The sequence below is a fragment of the Celeribacter baekdonensis genome (assembly GCF_003047105.1).
Taxonomy (GTDB): domain Bacteria; phylum Pseudomonadota; class Alphaproteobacteria; order Rhodobacterales; family Rhodobacteraceae; genus Celeribacter; species Celeribacter baekdonensis_B.
In genome coordinates this window covers 121428-140099 of the sequence record NZ_CP028472.1, presented here as the reverse complement: position 1 = coordinate 140099, position 18672 = coordinate 121428, and the positions used below count along the sequence as shown (strand labels likewise).

Here is an 18672-nt window from a genome sequence, read left to right as displayed (position 1 = left end):
GCAGGCGCGGTTGTCCCGATCACAGGATTTCACAGACCAACTCCACATATGGCCATCCTCATTGGTGTCGTAGAAACTGCCGGTGAACCAGATTACATGAGTTCGGTTCAGCCAGTTGTATTCGGAAAGGTTGGTGTCGAGCGCCCCTTCCCCTCCAGGCCCCCCGGTTCGATCGGCACATGGGCGAAGGTGCAGACCCAAAAGAGGGGCAGCCGTTCCTGAAGCGTTCAGCGCATCTGCCGCAAGAGATCAAGGCCATCGATTGGAAAGCACAAACCCGGCTTTGCAAGCGGTTCCGCCATCTGTCGAACACTGGCAAACCTCAGCCGCGCGAACTCGCAGGCTTCATCTGGAACATCGAACGAAAGACACCGCCTCCAGCGCCGTCACAGGCTACATCTTTGACCAACCCGTGTCAGCGGGATAGCTTATAGTGCTAGGAAACCTGAAAACGCTCATGAAAGTGTAGGATTCTGCCCCGCTGGCATCAGACCCCACATAATGCGGATGGAACGTGGCCTTTCCACTTTAATCTCTTCCGAACCAAACGTCGTAAATGCGTCCCTTATATCGCAGTGTTTATTTCAATCAGATTTGACACCCCCTGTGCTGTGGCATGCAGGTCCTTGAGTAAACTTTGCGCCCGCTCCTGAGTAAGCCGCTGGGGGATAGATGAAATTGTGACCGCCAAATAAGCCGCGCCACGTGGATTGGGCACCGGAACCGTCAGGCCTGCCACGCCAATAAAGGTCACATCGCGCGCCCAGCCGTAACCGCGCTCGCGCAGGTTTTCGACTTCTTCGCGGAAACTGTCCGGCGAGGCTTCCCCAAACAGGCTCCTGTCGCGACTGGCGCGGGTGATGATGTCTTCGGCCTCGTCTTCGGGCATGGCGGCCAATAGTGCGCGCCCAGAGTGACCAGAGACCAGATGCAGCGTTTGATTGGCAGAGACCACATGGGTGCGGATTGGATAAGCCCCTTCGCAGCGCAACAAGTAGTGAGAAAAATCCCCCGTCCGCATCGCCAAATAGACCGTATCACCACATCTATCTGCCAAACCTTGGATCAGAGGGCGCAGGCGTTCCGGATCACCCACCGGGCTGGGCGCATTGAGGCCCAGTTCATACATCACCGAGGACAGGCGGTAGCGCCGATCCTCGGTTCGCTGCACAAAATTTTCGGCGCAAAGCGTGGCCAAAATGCGATGCACGGTTGGGCGACTCAGGCGACTCCGCTGGGTCAAGTCAATCAACCGCGCCCCCCTTGGCCCGTGCCGGCCCAACTCGCGCAGAATCAAGCAGGTGCGTTCCACCACCTGACTTTTTCCCGACGTCTCTTTGATCTGCTCCATCCCTATTTTTCCCTTAACGAAGACCATTATGCGGACTTTTTTATGGATTATTTGTTAAATTTTCGCCCATTTTAGCGCTTCACTTGCAAATTCAATCTATATCCATAAGCGATAGCGCATGAACAAAGTCAACATAGTGGACAAAAATGTCCGGCAAAAAAGGAATGCGCATGTCAAAACGATTTGAAAATCAGGTCGCAGTGATCACGGGCGGAGCGCGTGGGATCGGGTTTGCGGTTGCGAAAAGGGTGCTGTCCGAAGGGGGGCAGGTGGCGATCTGGGACTTGAAGGGCGCGCAGGAGGCGGCAACCCAACTTGGCGTGGGAGCACAGGGGCTTAGTGTTGACGTCAGCAATGAAGACTCGGTCATGACAGCACAGGCAGGCACAGAAGCGGCCTTTGGCAAGGTCGATATTTTGGTCACTGCCGCGGGCATCACTGGCCCCACCCATCCAGTTCAAGGCCATGATTACAGCGCCTGGCGGCATGTCATAGACATCCATCTGGGAGGTGTTTTCCTCTGCGCCCGAGCCGTGATTGACGGCATGATCGCGCGCAATTATGGGAGGATCGTGACAGTGGCCTCAGTTGCGGGCAAGGAGGGCAATCCGAATTCGTCGAGCTACTCCGCTGCAAAGGCGGGGATCATTGGTTTTACCAAATCTCTAGGCAAGGAGCTTGCGCTGAGCGAGGTGCGGGCGAATTGTTTTGCCCCCGGCCTGATCAAAACCGCACTGATGGACCAGCTTCCACCTGAGCAGGTGCAATTCTCACTGTCGCGAATCCCGCAGGGTCGATTTGGTACGGTTGAAGAATGTGCGGCAATGATTTGCTTTATGATCAGCGCCGATTGTTCGTTCAATTCAGGCTCCGTCTTCGACATGTCTGGTGGGCGCGCGACTTATTGAGTCCAATATACGGTCTATATATATAAAATTCCCACCAAAAATTTAGAAAATATTGGTGGGAATTTTTCCATTAATAGATTGATATAAATCATATAAATTAAATTATATTTCGGGCTTTGAAAAATTTCAGCATTAAAAAAATTATAAAAAGTCCACATATCGAACTCATTGAGTTGACCAAAACCCGATAAAAACGCCACCATGTACACACGGAGGCACATCGACCCCAAACGCACAGATCAATGGGGCGGTGTGACGTGGCTTCGGCCATTGGAAACAAACGACAGTTCAGTTGGGCAAGCCGCCTCTTGCGCGGTATCCTGTTTTTATAAAAGCGGGACCAATCGACGACTGTCATCGGGAGGATACCATGAAGAAAACCAACGTCCTATTTGCATCCAGCCTTGCCTTGATGGCCGCGCAGGGCGCTTTTGCTGAGGATACATTCAAATTTGCGATGATCGATCCGTTTTCCGGTCCTGCCGCGGTGGTGAGCGAGCGGATCGAAAAGGTTCTGCGCTTTGCTGTCGATGACGTGAATGGCAAGGGGGGCCTTAATGGCCAACAGATCGAAATCCTGACATTTGACAACAAAATGTCGCCACAAGAAACCGCGATTCAGGCCGAGAAAGCCATCGACGCTGGCGCGCGTATTTTGCAAACCTCGGTTTCCTCGTCGAACACCTTTGCGCTGGTCGATTTCGTGCGCAAATACAACCGCCGCAACCCCGATAGCAAAGTCATCGTGTTTGACGGGGCCTCCCACGACCCGGCGATCACCGGCGAGAAATGCAGTTATTACAGCTTCTCTTGGGTGCTCAACGCCGAGATGAAAACCGCAGGTCTGGCCTCCTACCTGTCTGGGCGTGACGATATCACCAAAGTCTACCTGCTCAATGCCGAAGGCTCCTCAGGTCAAACCACCCGTCAGTCGATCCTCGACATGGTTGGCATGGCACGCCCAGACATTGAATGGGTCGGCGACGATACCCACCCGTTGCAGAAAATCACCGATTTCACTCCCTATATCGCCAAAATCAAGGCTTCCGGCGCGCAGGCGGTGATCACCTCCGATTGGGGCGCAGATTTGGCGCTGGAACTCAAAGCGGCAGGTGAATCCGGGCTTGAAGCCGAATGGTTCACCTATTTTTCCACCGGTCCGGGGGCTCCAACCGCGATGGCCCAATCGGGTCTGGATGGATTGGTCTACTCCGCCTTTGACGGGGATGCGGGTATCGTGAATGACGATCTGGCCGCCTATGAGGTTCAGTTCCGCGCCGCCACCAACACATCGGCCAGTGCCTTTCCCGGTGACACCTCTGCCATTCGCGCCCTCACCATGGCGGCAAAAGCGGCGGGAACCAATGAGGTGGATGATCTTGTGGCCGCACTCGAAGGGGTCGAATTCGAAACCGTCTATGGCGCGCCCGCATTTATGCGTCCCGAAGATCACCAGATCGTCACCCAAATGGCCGTGTCCAAATTTGCCCCTGTCGCTGAGGGTGGCCTTGACGAAGAAGGCACCGGCTGGGGCTGGACCAACGTGGCGTTGATCCCGGCTGACACCATCGCCTTGCCCTCCACCTGCGAGATGGACCGCCCGTAAACCTGCTACAGGCATCGTGCACCCCATGGCGACAAAGACACGCTGTCGGGGCACGATTGCCCTAAGCGGACACGGGGTTTTGGAGGAAAAAATATGCGCATAGACTATCCTTATCGCGACATCACATCTGGCCTGGGCTTTCCCGAAGGTCCTGTCGTCATGAAAGACGGCTCCGTCCTTGTCTGTGAAATCAAAAACAACTGCCTAACCAAAGTCTATCCAGACGGCACAAAAGAAGTTGTGATCACGCTCAAAGGCGCACCAAACGGGGCCGCCGTCGGCAAAGACGGCGCGCTTTATATTTGTAACAATGGCGATGGCTTTGCTTGGGGCAATCCCGGTGGCGTGACCCAGCCTGTTGGCGGCAATCCCGGTTATGACGGCGGTCGGATCGAACGGGTTGATCTTGAGACTGGAGAGGTCACTGAGCTCTACCGTGAGATCGACGGTCATGCGCTGTTGATGCCCAATGACATCGTGATTGATCGCGACGGTGGGCTTTGGTTCACCGATCACGGCACCCGCACCGAACGCTCATTTGTCCATGGCGGGCTTTATTATGGTGCGCCGGATGGCTCATTTGCCTGTGAAATTGCCTATCCAATCACAACTGCCAATGGCGTTGGCTTGTCGCCAGATCAGGCCACTGTGTATGTCGCCGACACCGAAACCGGCCGGCTCTACGCCTATGACATCATCGGGCCGGGCCAGATTGCGCCACAAAACCCGTTTGAACCGGGTGCGGCCGTTTTGGCGCAGGTGGAGGGCTTTAAGCGCTATGACAGTCTGGCCGTTGAAGAGAATGGCAACATTTGTTGTGCGGGCCTGACGCCGGGCTGCATCACGGTGATTTCGCCCGAGGGCAAAGAGGTTGAAACCGTGGCCATGCCCGATCCGTTTTCCACCAATATCGCCTTTGGCGGCCCGGAGATGAAAACTGCCTATATCACCCTGTCGGGCAGCGGGCGTTTGATCGCTATGGACTGGCCGCGCGCGGGCCTCAAACCTAATTTTTCGGGACTGTAACGGATGAGCATCGAAGTTATCACCTTTTCCCTGCTCAACGGCACGCTCTACGGCATGTTGTTGTTTTTGCTGGCCTCTGGCCTGACGTTGATCTTTTCGATGATGGGCGTTTTGAACTTTGCCCACGCCAGTTTCTTCATGGTCGGGGCCTATTTTGGCTTTGAGATTTCCAAACATGTCGGCTTTTTCCCGGCGCTGCTCTTGGCCCCAATTTGTGTGGGCCTTTTGGGCGCGCTGGTCGAACGCTACGGCCTGCGCCGGGTGCATAAATTCGGCCATTTGGGGGAGCTTCTGTTCACCTTCGGTTTGGCGTTTGTCATCGAAGAAGCAGTACAGATGATTTGGGGTCGCAGCCCGATGGATTTTCAGGTGCCGGACGCGTTGAATTTCACGGCTTTTGAGATTTTTGGCACAGGTTACCCGGCGTTTCGCCTGTTCATGTTGGTGATGTCGATCGTGATTTTTTCTGGTCTCGCGCTGTTGTTGACCCGCACCCGTGTTGGCCTGATTGTCAAAGCTTCGCTCACCCATCCCGAAATGGTATCGATGCTCGGTCATGACGTGCCTTTGGTGTTCATGTCGGTGTTTGGTGTTGGTTCCGCGTTGGCGGGGGTGGCCGGCGTGATCGGTGGCCCGATCCTGATCACCCAACCGTCCATGGCCGCAGCACTTGGGCCGATCTTGTTTGTGATCGTGGTCGTGGGTGGGCTTGGCTCTCTGACGGGGGCGTTCATCGCCTCACTTTTGGTCGGCTTTATCCAAACCTTCGCCGTCGCCATCGACCTCTCTATTGCGGATGTTTTCGCCCTAATCGGCGTCCATCAACCACCCGCCATGTTCGGCGCGTTGGTGTCTGACGTCTGGAACGTCTCCGTGTCGCAAGTCGGCCCCGTAATTCCCTATCTCCTGCTCGTCGCCATGCTGTTGTTCCGCCCAATGGGGCTGATCGGCAAGCGCTCCTGAGCGGAAAGGATCAAAACAATGACGATCAACACAGTTGAACCCACAGCGCCAGAGCGCAATTTGCGTGTCGCCGCAGCCTTCCCTTGGGCGGGGATTGCGCTGACCCTCGTGCTGTTACCCATGCTGTTCACCAGCAATTCCATGATGTCGACACTGAACTATCTTGGCACCATGGCGATTTTCGCACTCTCTTATAACGTGCTTTTGGGCCAAACCGGGCTGTTGTCTCTGGGCCATGGTACCTTCTTTGGTTTGGGCGGATTTGTCGCCACCCATGCGGTGTTGCGCTTGGCCGAGGCAGGGATGAATTTCCCGCTGCCCCTGATCCCTTTGATTGGCGGTTTAGGGGCCTTTGCCTTGGGTGTTTTCGGCGGCTGGTTGTCGTCGGGTCGCGGCGGAATGCCGTTCGCGATGATCACTCTGGGGCTGGCCGAATTGGTCTATGCCGCCGCTGCTCTGTTCCCGTCGATCTACGGTTCCGAAGAGGGCGTTTCGATGGACCGGATGGACCTTGGCGCGTCCTTTGGCATGGCTTATGGTGCCAACAGCGACATTTATGTCATCGTTGCCGTCTGGTTCCTGATCTGTGCCGCGCTGCTCTACTATTTCACTCGCACGCCACTTGGGCTGCTTACCAATGGCGTGAGAGACAATGCGGAACGCATTGAGTTTTTGGGATTTTCGGCGCGGCGCATTCGGATGTCGGCCTATGCCATCGCGGCTGGCATTGCCGGAGTCGCGGGCTCCTTGGCGGCGTTGAATTTCGAAATCATCACCGTCAATGAGCTTGGGGCTGGCACCTCCACCCTAGTGCTTTTGATGACTTATATCGGCGGCACGCGGCATTTCTTTGGCCCGGTCTTGGGCGCGATCGTGATCGGCATGATGAAGGTCTGGCTCTCGGATATCAGCCCGGCGTGGATGATGTATTTCGGCCTGTTGTTCATCTTTGTGGTGATGGTCGCCCCCGGCGGTTTGGCCGGCATTTTGGTCAATGGCATCACCTTGATGCGCTCGGGTACATTTGGCCGCCAAGCCCCACTTTTGACTGCCATCGGCGCGGTCGGAGCCGCCATGCTGTTTGGTCTGATCGTTCTGGTCGAATTGGGCTATCGTGCTGGGTTGGATGCGGCTTTGGGGCCGAAGATGTCGATCCTTGGCCTGCCAATGGACGCAAGCGCGATTTGGTCTTGGGGCCTTGGGGGCGGGGTGCTGAGCGGGGGCGCGCTTGTGTTGCGTATGCTGTTGGACCGCCTCGCGACGTTGCGCCATGCGCTTGGAACTGTTGCAAAAGGAGAGCTGGCATGAACTCCGCGTTAGAACTGCGCAAATTGCGTAAATCCTTTGGCCCGGTCGAGATCATTCGCGGCGTCAATCTGGACCTGCGCAAAGGTGAACGTCACGCCTTGATCGGGCCAAACGGGGCAGGAAAATCGACGTTGTTTCACTTGATTTCCGGGCGCATCGCGCCGACATCGGGCGAGATCTTGTTTGACGGTCATAACATCGCCGGAAAGCCGCCTGCGGAGATCGTACGGATGGGCTTGTCGCGATCGTTTCAAATCACCAATATTTTCCCGCAGATGACGGTTTTGGAAAACCTACGCTGTGCGGTGCTGTGGAAACTAGGTCATCGCTATTCGATCCTACGGCCGACCGCAGGACTACGCGATGTGGCGGAGGAATGTGATCGGCTTCTTGAGCAATTGAGCCTGACCCATCGCCGCGATGACAGCGCCGAAAGCCTGAGTTACCCGGAACAACGCGCACTGGAACTGGGTCTTGCGGTGGCCTCTGGCGCACATACGTTGTTACTTGATGAGCCGATGGCCGGGATGAGCCATTCGGAGACGGACGCGGCGCTTGAGTTGATCATGAAAGTGACCGAGGGCAAGACTTTGTTGATGGTTGAACATGACATGGGCGTGATCTTTGAGATGGCGGACCGCATTTCGGTCTTGGTCTACGGTGAGATCATCGCCACCGGTACGCCTGAGGACATCCGTGCCAACACGGCCGTGCAAGAGGCCTATTTGGGCGCAACCGAGGAGGACGCGGCATGAGCAAGCCAGAGTTGACCATCACCGCCGAAACGCTTTTGTCGGTGCACGGACTTGAGGCTTGGTATGGCAAAAGCCACATCCTGCATGGCGTCAATTTAGAGGTGAAGCGCGGCGAAATCGTTTCGCTTTTGGGCCGCAATGGTGCCGGGCGCTCGACGCTGTTGAAGGCGATCATGGGGGCAGTGACGACCAAGGGCGAGGTGGCATTTTCCGGTCTCGCTTTGGGCGGGCAAAAACCGCATAAAATCGCCCATGCCGGGATCGGCTATGTCCCCGAAAGCCGCGATGTTTTCCCGGATTTGACGGTGCGTGAGAATCTGATCCTAGGGCTTAAACCGAAAGGCGAAGGGCGGTGGTCTATGGAGGAGATTTTTGATCTTTTTCCGGTGCTGCGCACCCGTGCGGAAACCAATGCTGGATCGCTGTCGGGCGGTGAGCAACAGATGCTGACAATCTGCCGCACTCTGATTGGCGACCCGGATTTGATTATGGTCGATGAGCCGACCGAGGGCCTCGCGCCCAAAATGGTCGCCGCCGTCGGTGCGTTGTTGGAACAGATCGCCGCCAAGGGCGTGTCGATCCTGTTGGTTGAACAGAAATTGGTCATCGCTTTGGATATTTCCCACAGGCTTTACGTCATGGGCCATGGCGAAATCGTGTTTGAAGGCACGCCGCAGGGGTTGATGGACGCCCCGGACGTGCGCGCCGAATGGCTGGAGGTATGAAATGACCCGACCTGTTGCACTAGTCACCGGGGCTCGTCAGGGGCTTGGCCGTGGCATCGCTTTGGGCTTGGCCAAGGCCGGATTTGACGTGGCGGGGCTTGACCTTGTGGTCGATAAAAAGGCCGAAGCTGTGGTGAGAGAGCTTGAGGCTTTGGGCGCGAAAGCGTGGTTTGGTCCGATGGATTTGGCCGATCTTGGATGCCATGCAGGTGCGATTGACGCTGCCGAGGCCGCACTTGGCCCGGTGGATGCACTGGTGAACAATGCGGGTATCGCCTCGCGGCCTTTGACCGATCTGTTGGAGATCGGAGCGGCGGCTTTTGACATGAACCTTGGCGTGAACCTGCGCGGGACGTTCTTTTTCACCCAGGAACTGGCCAAACGCATGGTGAGCCGCAAAGTGGACAGCTACCGCTCGATCACCTTCATCACCTCGATTGCCGCAAGCCATGTCTCGACCGATCGCAGCCCGTATTGCGTTTCAAAAGCCGGGCTGTCGATGGTGGCAAAACTCTATGCCGACCGGTTGGGTACGCATGGCATTGCGGTGCATGAAATTCGCCCCGGCTTTATCCGCACCGAGATGACCGGGTCGGCGCCGGCCGACAAGATCGACGCCTATATCGACAGTGGGGCCGTGGCTCAAAGACGCTGGGGCGAGCCCCATGACATTGGCACGGTGACGGCCTCATTGGCCTCCGGCGCGCTCCCTTATGTGACAGGACAACCGATTTACGTAGACGGCGGGTTTCATATCCCGACCGCCTGACTTTAGCGGGGGTGTACCCCCAATCATTAACTTAAATCCCCCGTCTGGCGCGCCCGAGACGGTGCCAAAGCTCTGCATGTGTAGGGCTGTGGACGGGGAAGATTTGTTGAGAAGGAGAGAAGACATGCTCGACACCCAACCTTTCCGTGAAGGCGAGATCACCGTGAATGGTGTGACTGTGCGCTACCGCGTGGCCGGACCGGACAATGCCCGCGTACCGCTTGTGCTTATACATGGCACCGCCGGGTCGATTGATGGCCATTACGGCTATATTTTTCCGATGATGGCCTATCGCCAGCGGGTGATAGCGCTGGATTGGTCTGAGCCCAAGGGCGACACGCTTGAGCTGTCCGATCTGGTGGCGCAGGTGCGTGCGGTGATTGAAACTGAGGTGCCTGAGGGGACGGTGACCTTGATGGGCTATTCGCTTGGCGCGGTTGTCGCCGCGCAAGCCGCCTCTGAGATGGGCGCAAAAATCGCCAATTTAATCTTGGTCGCAGGCTGGTTGAAAACCGACGTCCACCAACAGATGCGCAACCATGTTTGGCGTGCGCTGCGCGATCAAAACAGCCCGTTGATCACGGAATATATGACCTTCTGCGCCTTTTCCCCCGCCTTCATGAACATGAAAACGCTGGACGACATGATCGCGGCGGCCGAGATGCTCAAAATGAGCCCCTTTGTTGATAAACAGATGGATCTCAACACAAGGATCGACATCACGGCCGCCTGCGAAACCATCACCGCCAAGACGCTGGTGATGGGCGGCACCTATGACATGATGGTGCCAAAACATCATTCAAAACAATTGTTTGGTGCTATTGAAGACGCGCGGTATGCCGAAATCCCCGCAGGCCATGCAGTTGTGCATGAACGCGCCGCAGAACTTTTCCACTACGTCGATCGTTTTTCCGCCAAGCCCGACGCCTATCCGGCTGGAACGATCATTCCGGCGCAAAAGCCCTAAGGAGGACCTAAAATATGACCACCAACACACCGATCCTGATCATCGGCGCGGGGTTTGCGGGCCTCGGCATGGCGATCCAATTAAAACGCACCGGCCGCGAGGATTTTGTCCTGATTGAGCGCGCCAATGATGTCGGCGGCACATGGCGCGACAACCATTATCCGGGTATCGCCTGCGACGTGCCAAGCCACCTTTATTCCTACAGCTACCTGCCCAACCCCGACTGGACGCGAGTGTTTTCGCCGGGTGGGGAGATCCAATCCTACATCCGTACCTGCGCCGAAGATGAGGGCATCCTCCCACATATCCATTTCGACACCGATATGTTGGAAAGCCGTTGGGACGCCGAGGCCAATGAATGGGTAGTTGAGACCTCCAACGGCACCTACCGGGCGAAAATCCTGATCACGGGAACGGGCCATTTGGCCGATGGGCATATGCCCAAAATTGACGGTCTCGACAGCTTCAAAGGTGAGGTCTTCCACTCCGCCGATTGGGATCATTCCGTTGATCTCAATGGCAAACGCATTGGGGTGATTGGCTCTGGCGCCTCCGCGATTCAGATCATTCCTGAGATGCAAAAATGCGCCTCTGAAATGGTCGTGTTTCAACGTTCCGCGCCCTATATGGTGCCACGGTGGGATCGCGAATACACGGCGGGCGAACGCCGGATGTGCCGCCGCGATCCCAGCGTGATCGAGGATATGCGCTCTGAAATTTTCTGGGCGGGCGAGTTCAACTTTGCCCAACGCCGCAACATACCGCGGTTTTTGGAAGAGGCCAAAACCTTGGCCGTGAGCCATCGCGAGACCCATATCAAAGACCCTGAGCTTTTGAAAAAGCTCACGCCGGATTACGAAATTGGCTGCAAACGTCTTTTGATTTCAAACACCTATTACCCGGCGATTGCCGCCGAGAACACCACACTTGAAGCTTCAGCCTTGGCGCGTGTGGACGGCACCAAAGCGATTGGCGCATCGGGTGAGGCCTATGAATTGGACGTGTTGATCTTTGCCACCGGCTTTGAAGCCGTGCGCCCGCCGTTTGCGGCGCGAATTTTTGGGGCCGAGGGCATCAGCTTGGATGCTCATTGGGACAAGGGGATGCAGGCCTATGATTCCATTGCAGTGCATGGCTATCCGAACCTGTTTATCATCAACGGTCCGAACACCGGGCTGGGGCACAATTCTGTGGTCTATATCATCGAAGCGCAGGTTGATTACATCCTCGGCGCGCTGGATCATATTGAGGCGCAAAACGTGTCAGTGATCGAGGTCAAACCCGAGGCCGAAGAGGCCTACATGGACAAAATCGACGTGATGTCTCAGGGCACGGTCTGGCTCGCGGGCGGCTGTAAATCTTGGTACGTTGATGAACGCTCGGGGCGTTTGACACTGATCTGGCCGGATTTTGCCCATAGTTTCCGGGATGAGAACGGCCGTTTCCACCCGGCAGGCTATACCACCCAATCCCTGACGGCAGCGGAGTGAGCGAGATGTTGACAGGGAAAACCATTATCATCACCGGCGTCTCTTCTGGCATCGGACAGGAAACCGCCAAGCAAGTCAAAGCCGCAGGCGCGCGCGTCATTGGTGTCGACCGCAATACGCCGACAGTTGCGCTTGATGCCTTTCATCAGGTCGATTTGACTGATGAGGCGGGGTTGGAGGCGCTGATCGAAACGCTGAAGACCGAACAGGCTGACGGGCTTGCCAATATCGCGGGCGTGCCGCCGACTGCCCCGAAAGAGGTGGTGGTGACGGTCAATCTCGTGGCGCTTAAAAAGCTGACGCTGGGGCTGGTGGACAGTCTGAAAGACGGGGCGTCTATCGTCAATCTGGCCTCTTTGGCGGGGCTTGGCTGGGAAGATGAGGTGGATAAAATCAAGGCCGCCGCCAGCCTCACCCATGCTGGCGTTCCCGGGTTTTGTGCGGCACATGACATCACCACGGACAACAGCTATTTTTTTACGAAACAAGCGCTTGTGGCTTGGACACATGAAATGCGTTGGATGTGGCGCGACCGTGGTATTCGGATGAACGCGGTCAGCCCCGGCCCGGTGGACACGCCAATTTTAGGTGACTTCCTTGAAACTCTGGGCGAACGTGCCGAAGAAGATATGCGGATCATGGACCGTCCGGGGGCGCCGACCGATATTGCTCCGGTTGTGGCGTTTTTGCTCTCCGAGGGCTCGGTTTGGTTGCGCGGTGTCAACATCGCCTGTGACGGCGGTATGCGCGCGCATATCGAGGCAACGAGCAATGGTTTGAGCTAAGGGAGAGAGAGATGACATTGAATTTTTTGATTGGGGGCGACTTTGTGGCCGCCGAGGCCGGCGCGACCTTTGATCGGCATGATCCGGTGACGGGAGAGATCGCGACCACAGCCGCAGCCGCCTCTATATCTGATGCGCTCAAAGCCGTGGCCAGCGCTCAAGCCGCCTTTGCCGAATGGTCCGCCACAGGGCCAGAAGCGCGGCGCAAGCTGTTGATGAAAGCCGCCGACATCATGGAGGCGCGCAACGCGGATTTTGTGGCCTCTATGGTTAAGGAAACCGGCGCAACCACGATCTGGGCCGGGTTCAACGCCCATTTGGCGGCGGGCATGTTGCGCGAGGCGGGTGCGATGACCACTCAAATCGGCGGCGAGGTGATCCCCGCCAACAAACCTGGCACTTTGGCGATGGCCGTGGCCAAGCCGAAAGGCGTGTGCCTTGGCATCGCACCATGGAATGCGCCGGTGATTTTAGGCACGCGGGCAGTGGCGATGGCTTTGGCTTGTGGCAATACAGTGGTGTTGAAGTCCTCCGAACTCTGCCCGCGCACCCATCGGTTGATCGGCGAATGTTTGAATGAGGCGGGCCTGCCAAAAGGGGCGATCAACGTGATCTCCAACGCGCCTGCGGACGCCGCCGCTGTGGTCAAAGCGCTGATCGAAGCCCCCGAAGTGCGTCATGTAAACTTCACTGGCTCCACCGGCGTGGGCCGGATCATCGGGCGTTTGGCGGGGGAAAACCTCAAACCGGCGTTGTTGGAACTCGGTGGCAAAGCGCCTTTGGTGATCTTGGAGGACGCCGATTTGGAGGGCGCGGTGAACGCCGCGATTTTTGGCTCTTTTATGAACCAAGGTCAGATTTGTATGTCGACCGAACGTATCATCGTGGTCGACGCCATGGCCGACGCCTTTGTCGAGGCTTTGGCCAAACGGGCGGCGGCGCTACCCCATGGCGATCCACGCGGCAAGGTGGTTTTGGGATCATTGGTGACAGAGGCCTCCGCCGAAAAAATGGACGCGTTGATTGCGGATGCGACGGCCAAGGGCGCAACCCTTGTTGCGGGCGGCACGCGCACAGGCGCGATCCATTCCGCGACGCTTTTGGATGGCGTCACCCCGGACATGCGCATCTATGCCGAGGAAAGCTTTGGCCCGGTGAAATCCATCATCCGCGTGCGCGACACCGACGAGGCGGTGCGCGTGGCCAATGACACCGAATATGGCCTGTCGGCGGCAGTGTTTTCCCAAGACATCACGCGCGCTTTTGAAGTTGCCAACCGAATTGAGAGCGGCATTTGCCACATCAACGGGCCGACGGTTTCGGATGAGCCACAAATGCCGTTTGGCGGGGTCAAGGCTTCGGGCTATGGCAGGTTTGGTGGCAAGGCTGGGATTGCCGAGTTCACCGATCTGCGTTGGATTACGGTGGAGAATCCAAAACAACATTATCCGTTTTAGACCTTGTTGCCTCTACGTTGGCTCCCCGCTGATATAGAGGCAGCTTGCACGCTGTGGGGTATGATCAATTGAGCACAAAGACCATATCCACGAGACTGCCACAGTGTTCTAAGGCGCTTTATCTCATCTCCTGCATGCTTTGAAAGCTCCCGCACAGCTTAAGAAGCGGACTTAGTTTTGTGCGTGAAAGCGAATGATCGGCTTGATCGTCGCCCCAGATTTACTGTCGACCAAAGCCTGTTCCAATTGATCCATTTCGTAAAACTGGCACATCTTATCAAAGGGAAATCGCCCCTCCATGTAAAGATCGACAAGTTTTGTGATAAACGTCTGTGCGTCATGACTTTCGCCTTCGATGATGCCTTTGACACTACGCCCGGCCAAGAGAAAGGTCGGATTGATTGGCACTTCAAGCGCCGGATCAACGCCCGCAAGCCAGCCGCAGGTTCCACGCGGAGCCGTGGCGGCCAGCGCCTGTTGCATGACAGTGGGAACGCCGCTTGTGTCCAGCGAGCGTAACACACCGCCCTCGGTCACACTTTGAATAAAGGCGACGGGATCTTCTGTGCGGCTATTGAATACATGGGTTGCGCCAAAATCGCGGGCCATCTCAAGCCGCTCCTCGGAAATGTCGACCGCAATGATCGTGGGCGCGCCCGCCACATGCGCCGCCATGACGGCACTCAACCCCACGGCTCCTGCCCCAAAGACGGCAAAATCCGTTTGTTTCGTCACCCCCAGCGCATTGAATACTGCCCCCGCCCCGGTTTGAATGCCGCAAGCGAGTGGGCCGAGCACATCCAGCGGCGCGTCTTTACGGACCTTGATCACATTGCGATCATAACACAGCGCATAGGTGGCCAGAGAGGATTGGCCAAAGAAACTACCATGGACCACGGCGTCTTGAGCGTCAAAAAGTGTGCTGCTGCCATCAGGTCGATCGCCGAGGAAACACCGCTCCACCGCGTGATGACAATAGGTGTGATCGTGATCCCGGCAGGCCCGGCAGTCGTCGCAATAATCATAGGTCATCACCACATGATCACCGGGTGCGACCTTGGTGACCGCCGAACCGACCGCCTCGACAATGCCTGCGCCCTCGTGGCCCGGCACCATCGGCAGCCGCGCGGGCAAAAGCTGGTTGATCGCGGACAGATCGGTGTGACAGATCCCGGTGGCGACGACGCGCACAAGGATTTCATTGGGGCGAGGGACGTCGAGTGTCAGGGTCTCGTAGCTGAGCTTGCCTGGATCGCGGGCGATGGCGGCTTGGATTTTCATGTCAAGTCTCCGGTTTTCGGATCATGGGTGAGCGGGATCAGATCGCGGCCCAATTTGCGCCGTGCCAACCCCCAGACGCCTTTCGGCGCGAAAAGCACAACGAGGATCGAGATCGTGCCGAGCGTGATGAGATAGAGTGTGCCGTAATCCTGAAGCAGTTCGCGCAGCAGGAAAAAGATCAGCGTTCCGATGATCGGCCCTTCGAGGCTCCCCAGCCCGCCAATCACGACGATGAACAACACATAGATGGTCCAATCGAGCATCGAAAACGAGGCAATGTGGGAAATCCGCCCCTTTTGTAACGTGATGAGCACACCAACGAGACCAACCATCGGAGCCGCGAGGATAAAGCTCGCCGCGCGCACAAGGCGGGTGTTCACTCCCGCAACGGCGGCACCCTCTTCGCTGTCACGCAACGCGGCAAGGCCAAGGCCGATCCGCGAGCGCATTAAGCCCCAAATCAAACCAAAAGCCAGAACCGCCATGACCAAGACGAGAATGTAGATCGTCGAAAGCCGTTCCGGCGCGCGCGCCCCCAAACTGCGCAACAGGCTCGTCGGGAGGCTTGCACCCGACCCGCCACCAAAGCCCGGAAGGCGGCTTGCAATCAGCATCAAAGTTTCGGCAACGACCCAGCTCCCGACCGCAAGATACGCGGTGCGCAGCCGATAAAGCATGGCGTAGACCGCAACACCAAACACCAAGGTCACCGCCATTGCGGCGGGCAAAGCCACGGCCATGTGCCATCCTGCCAGCATGGCAAAGCCATAAAAAGCATAAGCCCCGATCCCAACAAAAGCATGTTGGCCGATCACCATCACGTTGCCATATCCAGCAACAAGGTTCCACAGCATCGCCAAGGTCAGCATGGTCAGCGCCTGTGTCAAAAGTACAAGCATCGCCGGAGAAAAAAGGACGGGTGCGGCACAGAGGCCAATCAACCCGAGAGCCAATGCGATACGGCCGAAAAGAACGAGTCCGGTTGTCATGGTGTCACCTTACGTCTTCGGGAAAAGGCCCTGAGGGCGGGCGAGGAAAAGGATGAGAAAGACGATGTGACCGGCAAGCACCTGGTAGGCACTGTCGACCATACCGCCGAAAGTTTGCGCCAAGGCGATGATGATCCCGCCAACGAGTACGCCCCAGAAACTGCCGAGCCCGGCCAACACGACGACCTCGAAGGCGATCAAAAGGCGGCTTGACCCAGAGGAGGGATCAAAGTTGGTCCAGATCGACATCAAACCGCCAGAGACCGCTTCGGTGATCCCGACCAGCGCCATGGCCGTGGCCATCAGCCCCGCAACTTTGAGACCAACAAGACGCGCCGCTTCGGGCGCATCCGCGATAGCGCGGATTTTGACACCCAGCCCGGTGCGATACAAAAGCTGTTCAAGCCCCGCGATCAACACGCAGGCCGTGGCAAAAATGATCAGGGGGAGAATCCCGACATTGATATTGCCGAAGAGATGCAGTGAGGCGAGTTCAATGCCACCCGCCGTCACCTTGCGCGTGTCGGCGCCATAAATCCCCAAAAGCCCGTTTTGCAGGATAACCGACAGCCCAAAAGTGATCAGGATGATCTGTAGCTCGTTCTGACTGGCCGCGCGTTGAAACAGCCCATATTGCAAAAGCCACCCCATCCCCGCTCCGATCGGGATCAAAAGCGCAAAGGCAATCGGCGCAGGCAAGCCGAGACTCTCGGTCAGTGTCAGCATCAAAAACGACATAGCCACGATGAGGTCGCCATGGGCGACGTTGATGAATTTCAAAACACCAACAGAAATCGCTAGGCCGAGGGCGAAAATAGCGTAAAGACCGCCCAAGAGGCTGGCCTGAATGATCTGGTCGAGAAGGCCTGTCATATCAGTCTCCGAAATAGCTGGCGGCGATTTGTGCGCGGGTGACATCGGCCGGACGCCCAGCCAGAGAAATGCGGCCTTCGAGCATACAGACAAAATGATCTGCCATCGCGAGAGCGCGGGAGATGTCCTGTTCGACAAGGATCATGCTCAACCCGCGATCCCGAATGCGGGGCAAAACCTCGTAAATATCGCCGATGATCTTTGGCGATAATCCAAGGCTGATTTCATCGAACAACACCAAACGGGGATTCATCATCAGGGCGCGACCGATGGCAACCATCTGTTGCTGACCACCGGAAAGTTGCCGGGCGAACTGTTTGCGCCGCTCTAAGAGCACGGGGAAAATCGCGTAGACATCCTTGAGACCAATCGGCCCGGGACGCCCCGTATAGACCCCGATCATTAGGTTTTCTTCGACCGTCAAATTGGGAAACAGGCGACGTCCTTCTGGCACCAAGGCAATACCGGAGGCGATCCGGTCGGGGGTCGAACATTTTGACATATCCTCTCCGTCAAAACGCATCTCGCCGGTGATGCGCGGCACCTGTCCGATGATCGCGCGCAGGGTCGAACTTTTACCCGCCCCATTCGCCCCGATCAGCGACACGATTTCGCCCTCCTGACAGGTGATGTTGATGCCATGCACCGAATGAAACGCACCGTAAAATACGTTCAAATCACGCAATTCCAAAAGAGCGCTCATGCCTCCACTCCCAAATAGAGGTTGCGCACCTTTGTGTCGGCCATGACCTCTTCGGGCGTGCCGTTTGCGATCAACGTCCCTTCGGCCAAAACCACCAGACGGGTCGCCACGCGGATCAACGCATGAACGATATGTTCAATCCAGACGATGGTGACGCCCTCGGCTTTGATCGTGTCGAGAATATCCAAAAGCGCGCCGCACTCGCTGTCGGTCAACCCGCCTGCAATCTCATCGAGCAGCAAAAGATCGGGATTTGTCCCAAGCGCCTTGGCCAGTTCGAGCCTTTTGAGATCCAGAAGCGGCAGATCCCCCGCCGGGACGCGCGCCCGATGAGACAGGTGGCACAGATCGAGAATGCGATTGACCTCAGGGCGGGCCGCCGCAACGCTTTGCCGCCTGACCTGTGTCGCACTGACCAGCACATTTTCGAACACGGTCAGATGCCCGAAAGGATGCGGCACCTGAAAGGTCCGGCCAATGCCGTCCCGCACGCGAGTCCATGGGTTGGCCTTGGTGATGTCCACTCCTTTCAGCCGTATGATCCCATTCGTCGGAGGCAAATTGCCGGAAATGAGGTTGAACAGGGTGCTTTTTCCGGCCCCGTTGGGACCGAGAATACCTAACACTTCGCCACGCGCCACCGACAGGTCGACCCCGTCGATGACCTTGAGCGCGCCGAAATGTTTCTTGAGATGAGAAACTTCGAGCATGTCGAA

At 57.0% G+C, this 18672-nt stretch carries 18 protein-coding genes; 12 read left to right on the top strand and 6 right to left on the bottom strand.

All coding sequences use genetic code 11. From position 1 onward, the window contains the following. Window positions 1-565: 565 nt before the first annotated feature. The gene (locus DA792_RS00675) at window positions 566-1351 is read right to left on the bottom strand and encodes an IclR family transcriptional regulator (protein WP_159075125.1); all 786 of its coding nucleotides are present in this window, start codon (window positions 1349-1351) and stop codon (window positions 566-568) included. 170 nt (window positions 1352-1521) lie between these two features. Between DA792_RS00675 and DA792_RS00670 the strand changes: the two genes are divergently transcribed. The 12 genes from DA792_RS00670 to DA792_RS00615 all read left to right on the top strand — a co-directional run bounded on the left by DA792_RS00670 (window position 1522) and on the right by DA792_RS00615 (window position 14110). After that, window positions 1522-2259, top strand: coding sequence for an SDR family NAD(P)-dependent oxidoreductase (locus tag DA792_RS00670; RefSeq protein WP_254679210.1), 738 nt, complete (start codon window positions 1522-1524; stop codon window positions 2257-2259). Between the two features lie 370 nt (window positions 2260-2629). After that, window positions 2630-3865, top strand: coding sequence for a branched-chain amino acid ABC transporter substrate-binding protein (locus tag DA792_RS00665; RefSeq protein ID WP_107717493.1), 1236 nt, complete (start codon window positions 2630-2632; stop codon window positions 3863-3865). A gap of 93 nt (window positions 3866-3958) precedes the next feature. Beyond that, on the top strand, window positions 3959-4891 hold the full coding sequence (locus tag DA792_RS00660) for an SMP-30/gluconolactonase/LRE family protein (protein ID WP_107717491.1): 933 nt from the start codon (window positions 3959-3961) through the stop codon (window positions 4889-4891). Window positions 4892-4894: 3 nt separating this feature from the next. Beyond that, a complete protein-coding gene (locus DA792_RS00655) occupies window positions 4895-5854 on the top strand; it encodes a branched-chain amino acid ABC transporter permease (RefSeq protein ID WP_107717489.1) in 960 nt (319 codons plus the stop codon). Window positions 5855-5872: 18 nt separating this feature from the next. Further along, complete coding sequence (locus DA792_RS00650) at window positions 5873-7162, top strand: branched-chain amino acid ABC transporter permease (protein WP_107717487.1); 1290 nt, start codon at window positions 5873-5875, stop codon at window positions 7160-7162. Then, window positions 7159-7917: an ABC transporter ATP-binding protein gene (locus tag DA792_RS00645; RefSeq protein WP_107717485.1), complete on the top strand. Its 759-nt coding sequence runs from the start codon at window positions 7159-7161 to the stop codon at window positions 7915-7917. Before DA792_RS00650 ends, DA792_RS00645 begins: the two co-directional genes overlap by 4 nt. Next, entirely contained in the window at window positions 7914-8642 is a 729-nt protein-coding gene (locus DA792_RS00640; protein WP_107717483.1) for an ABC transporter ATP-binding protein, read from the top strand. The genes DA792_RS00645 and DA792_RS00640 overlap by 4 nt, the downstream gene beginning before the upstream one ends. Before the next feature lies 1 nt (window position 8643). After that, entirely contained in the window at window positions 8644-9411 is a 768-nt protein-coding gene (locus tag DA792_RS00635) for a 3-ketoacyl-ACP reductase (protein ID WP_107717481.1), read from the top strand. A gap of 124 nt (window positions 9412-9535) precedes the next feature. Continuing rightward, complete coding sequence (locus DA792_RS00630) at window positions 9536-10378, top strand: alpha/beta fold hydrolase (protein ID WP_159075124.1); 843 nt, start codon at window positions 9536-9538, stop codon at window positions 10376-10378. Window positions 10379-10392: 14 nt separating this feature from the next. Beyond that, window positions 10393-11868 carry a flavin-containing monooxygenase gene (locus DA792_RS00625; protein WP_107717476.1) on the top strand — a complete coding sequence of 492 codons (1476 nt, stop codon included), beginning with the start codon at window positions 10393-10395 and terminating at the stop codon, window positions 11866-11868. 5 nt (window positions 11869-11873) lie between these two features. Further along, on the top strand, window positions 11874-12653 hold the full coding sequence (locus tag DA792_RS00620; RefSeq protein WP_107717473.1) for a coniferyl-alcohol dehydrogenase: 780 nt from the start codon (window positions 11874-11876) through the stop codon (window positions 12651-12653). 11 nt (window positions 12654-12664) lie between these two features. Next, window positions 12665-14110, top strand: a complete 1446-nt coding sequence (locus DA792_RS00615; RefSeq protein WP_107717471.1) for an aldehyde dehydrogenase — start codon at window positions 12665-12667, stop codon at window positions 14108-14110. Between the two features lie 171 nt (window positions 14111-14281). On the opposite strand, the gene DA792_RS00610 is transcribed toward DA792_RS00615, so the two are convergent. The 5 genes from DA792_RS00610 to DA792_RS00590 are packed head-to-tail and all read right to left on the bottom strand — an operon-like array spanning window position 14282 to window position 18666. After that, entirely contained in the window at window positions 14282-15391 is a 1110-nt protein-coding gene (locus DA792_RS00610; protein WP_107717469.1) for an NAD(P)-dependent alcohol dehydrogenase, read from the bottom strand. Continuing rightward, window positions 15388-16380 (bottom strand): branched-chain amino acid ABC transporter permease, encoded by a 993-nt coding sequence (locus DA792_RS00605; protein WP_107717467.1) that lies wholly within the window; start codon window positions 16378-16380, stop codon window positions 15388-15390. Before DA792_RS00605 ends, DA792_RS00610 begins: the two co-directional genes overlap by 4 nt. Before the next feature lie 9 nt (window positions 16381-16389). Beyond that, window positions 16390-17253, bottom strand: coding sequence for a branched-chain amino acid ABC transporter permease (locus DA792_RS00600; RefSeq protein WP_159075123.1), 864 nt, complete (start codon window positions 17251-17253; stop codon window positions 16390-16392). Window position 17254: 1 nt separating this feature from the next. Further along, a complete protein-coding gene (locus DA792_RS00595) occupies window positions 17255-17956 on the bottom strand; it encodes an ABC transporter ATP-binding protein (RefSeq protein WP_107717462.1) in 702 nt (233 codons plus the stop codon). Then, a complete protein-coding gene (locus tag DA792_RS00590; protein ID WP_107717460.1) occupies window positions 17953-18666 on the bottom strand; it encodes an ABC transporter ATP-binding protein in 714 nt (237 codons plus the stop codon). Before DA792_RS00590 ends, DA792_RS00595 begins: the two co-directional genes overlap by 4 nt. Between the last annotated feature and the right edge of the window lie 6 nt (window positions 18667-18672).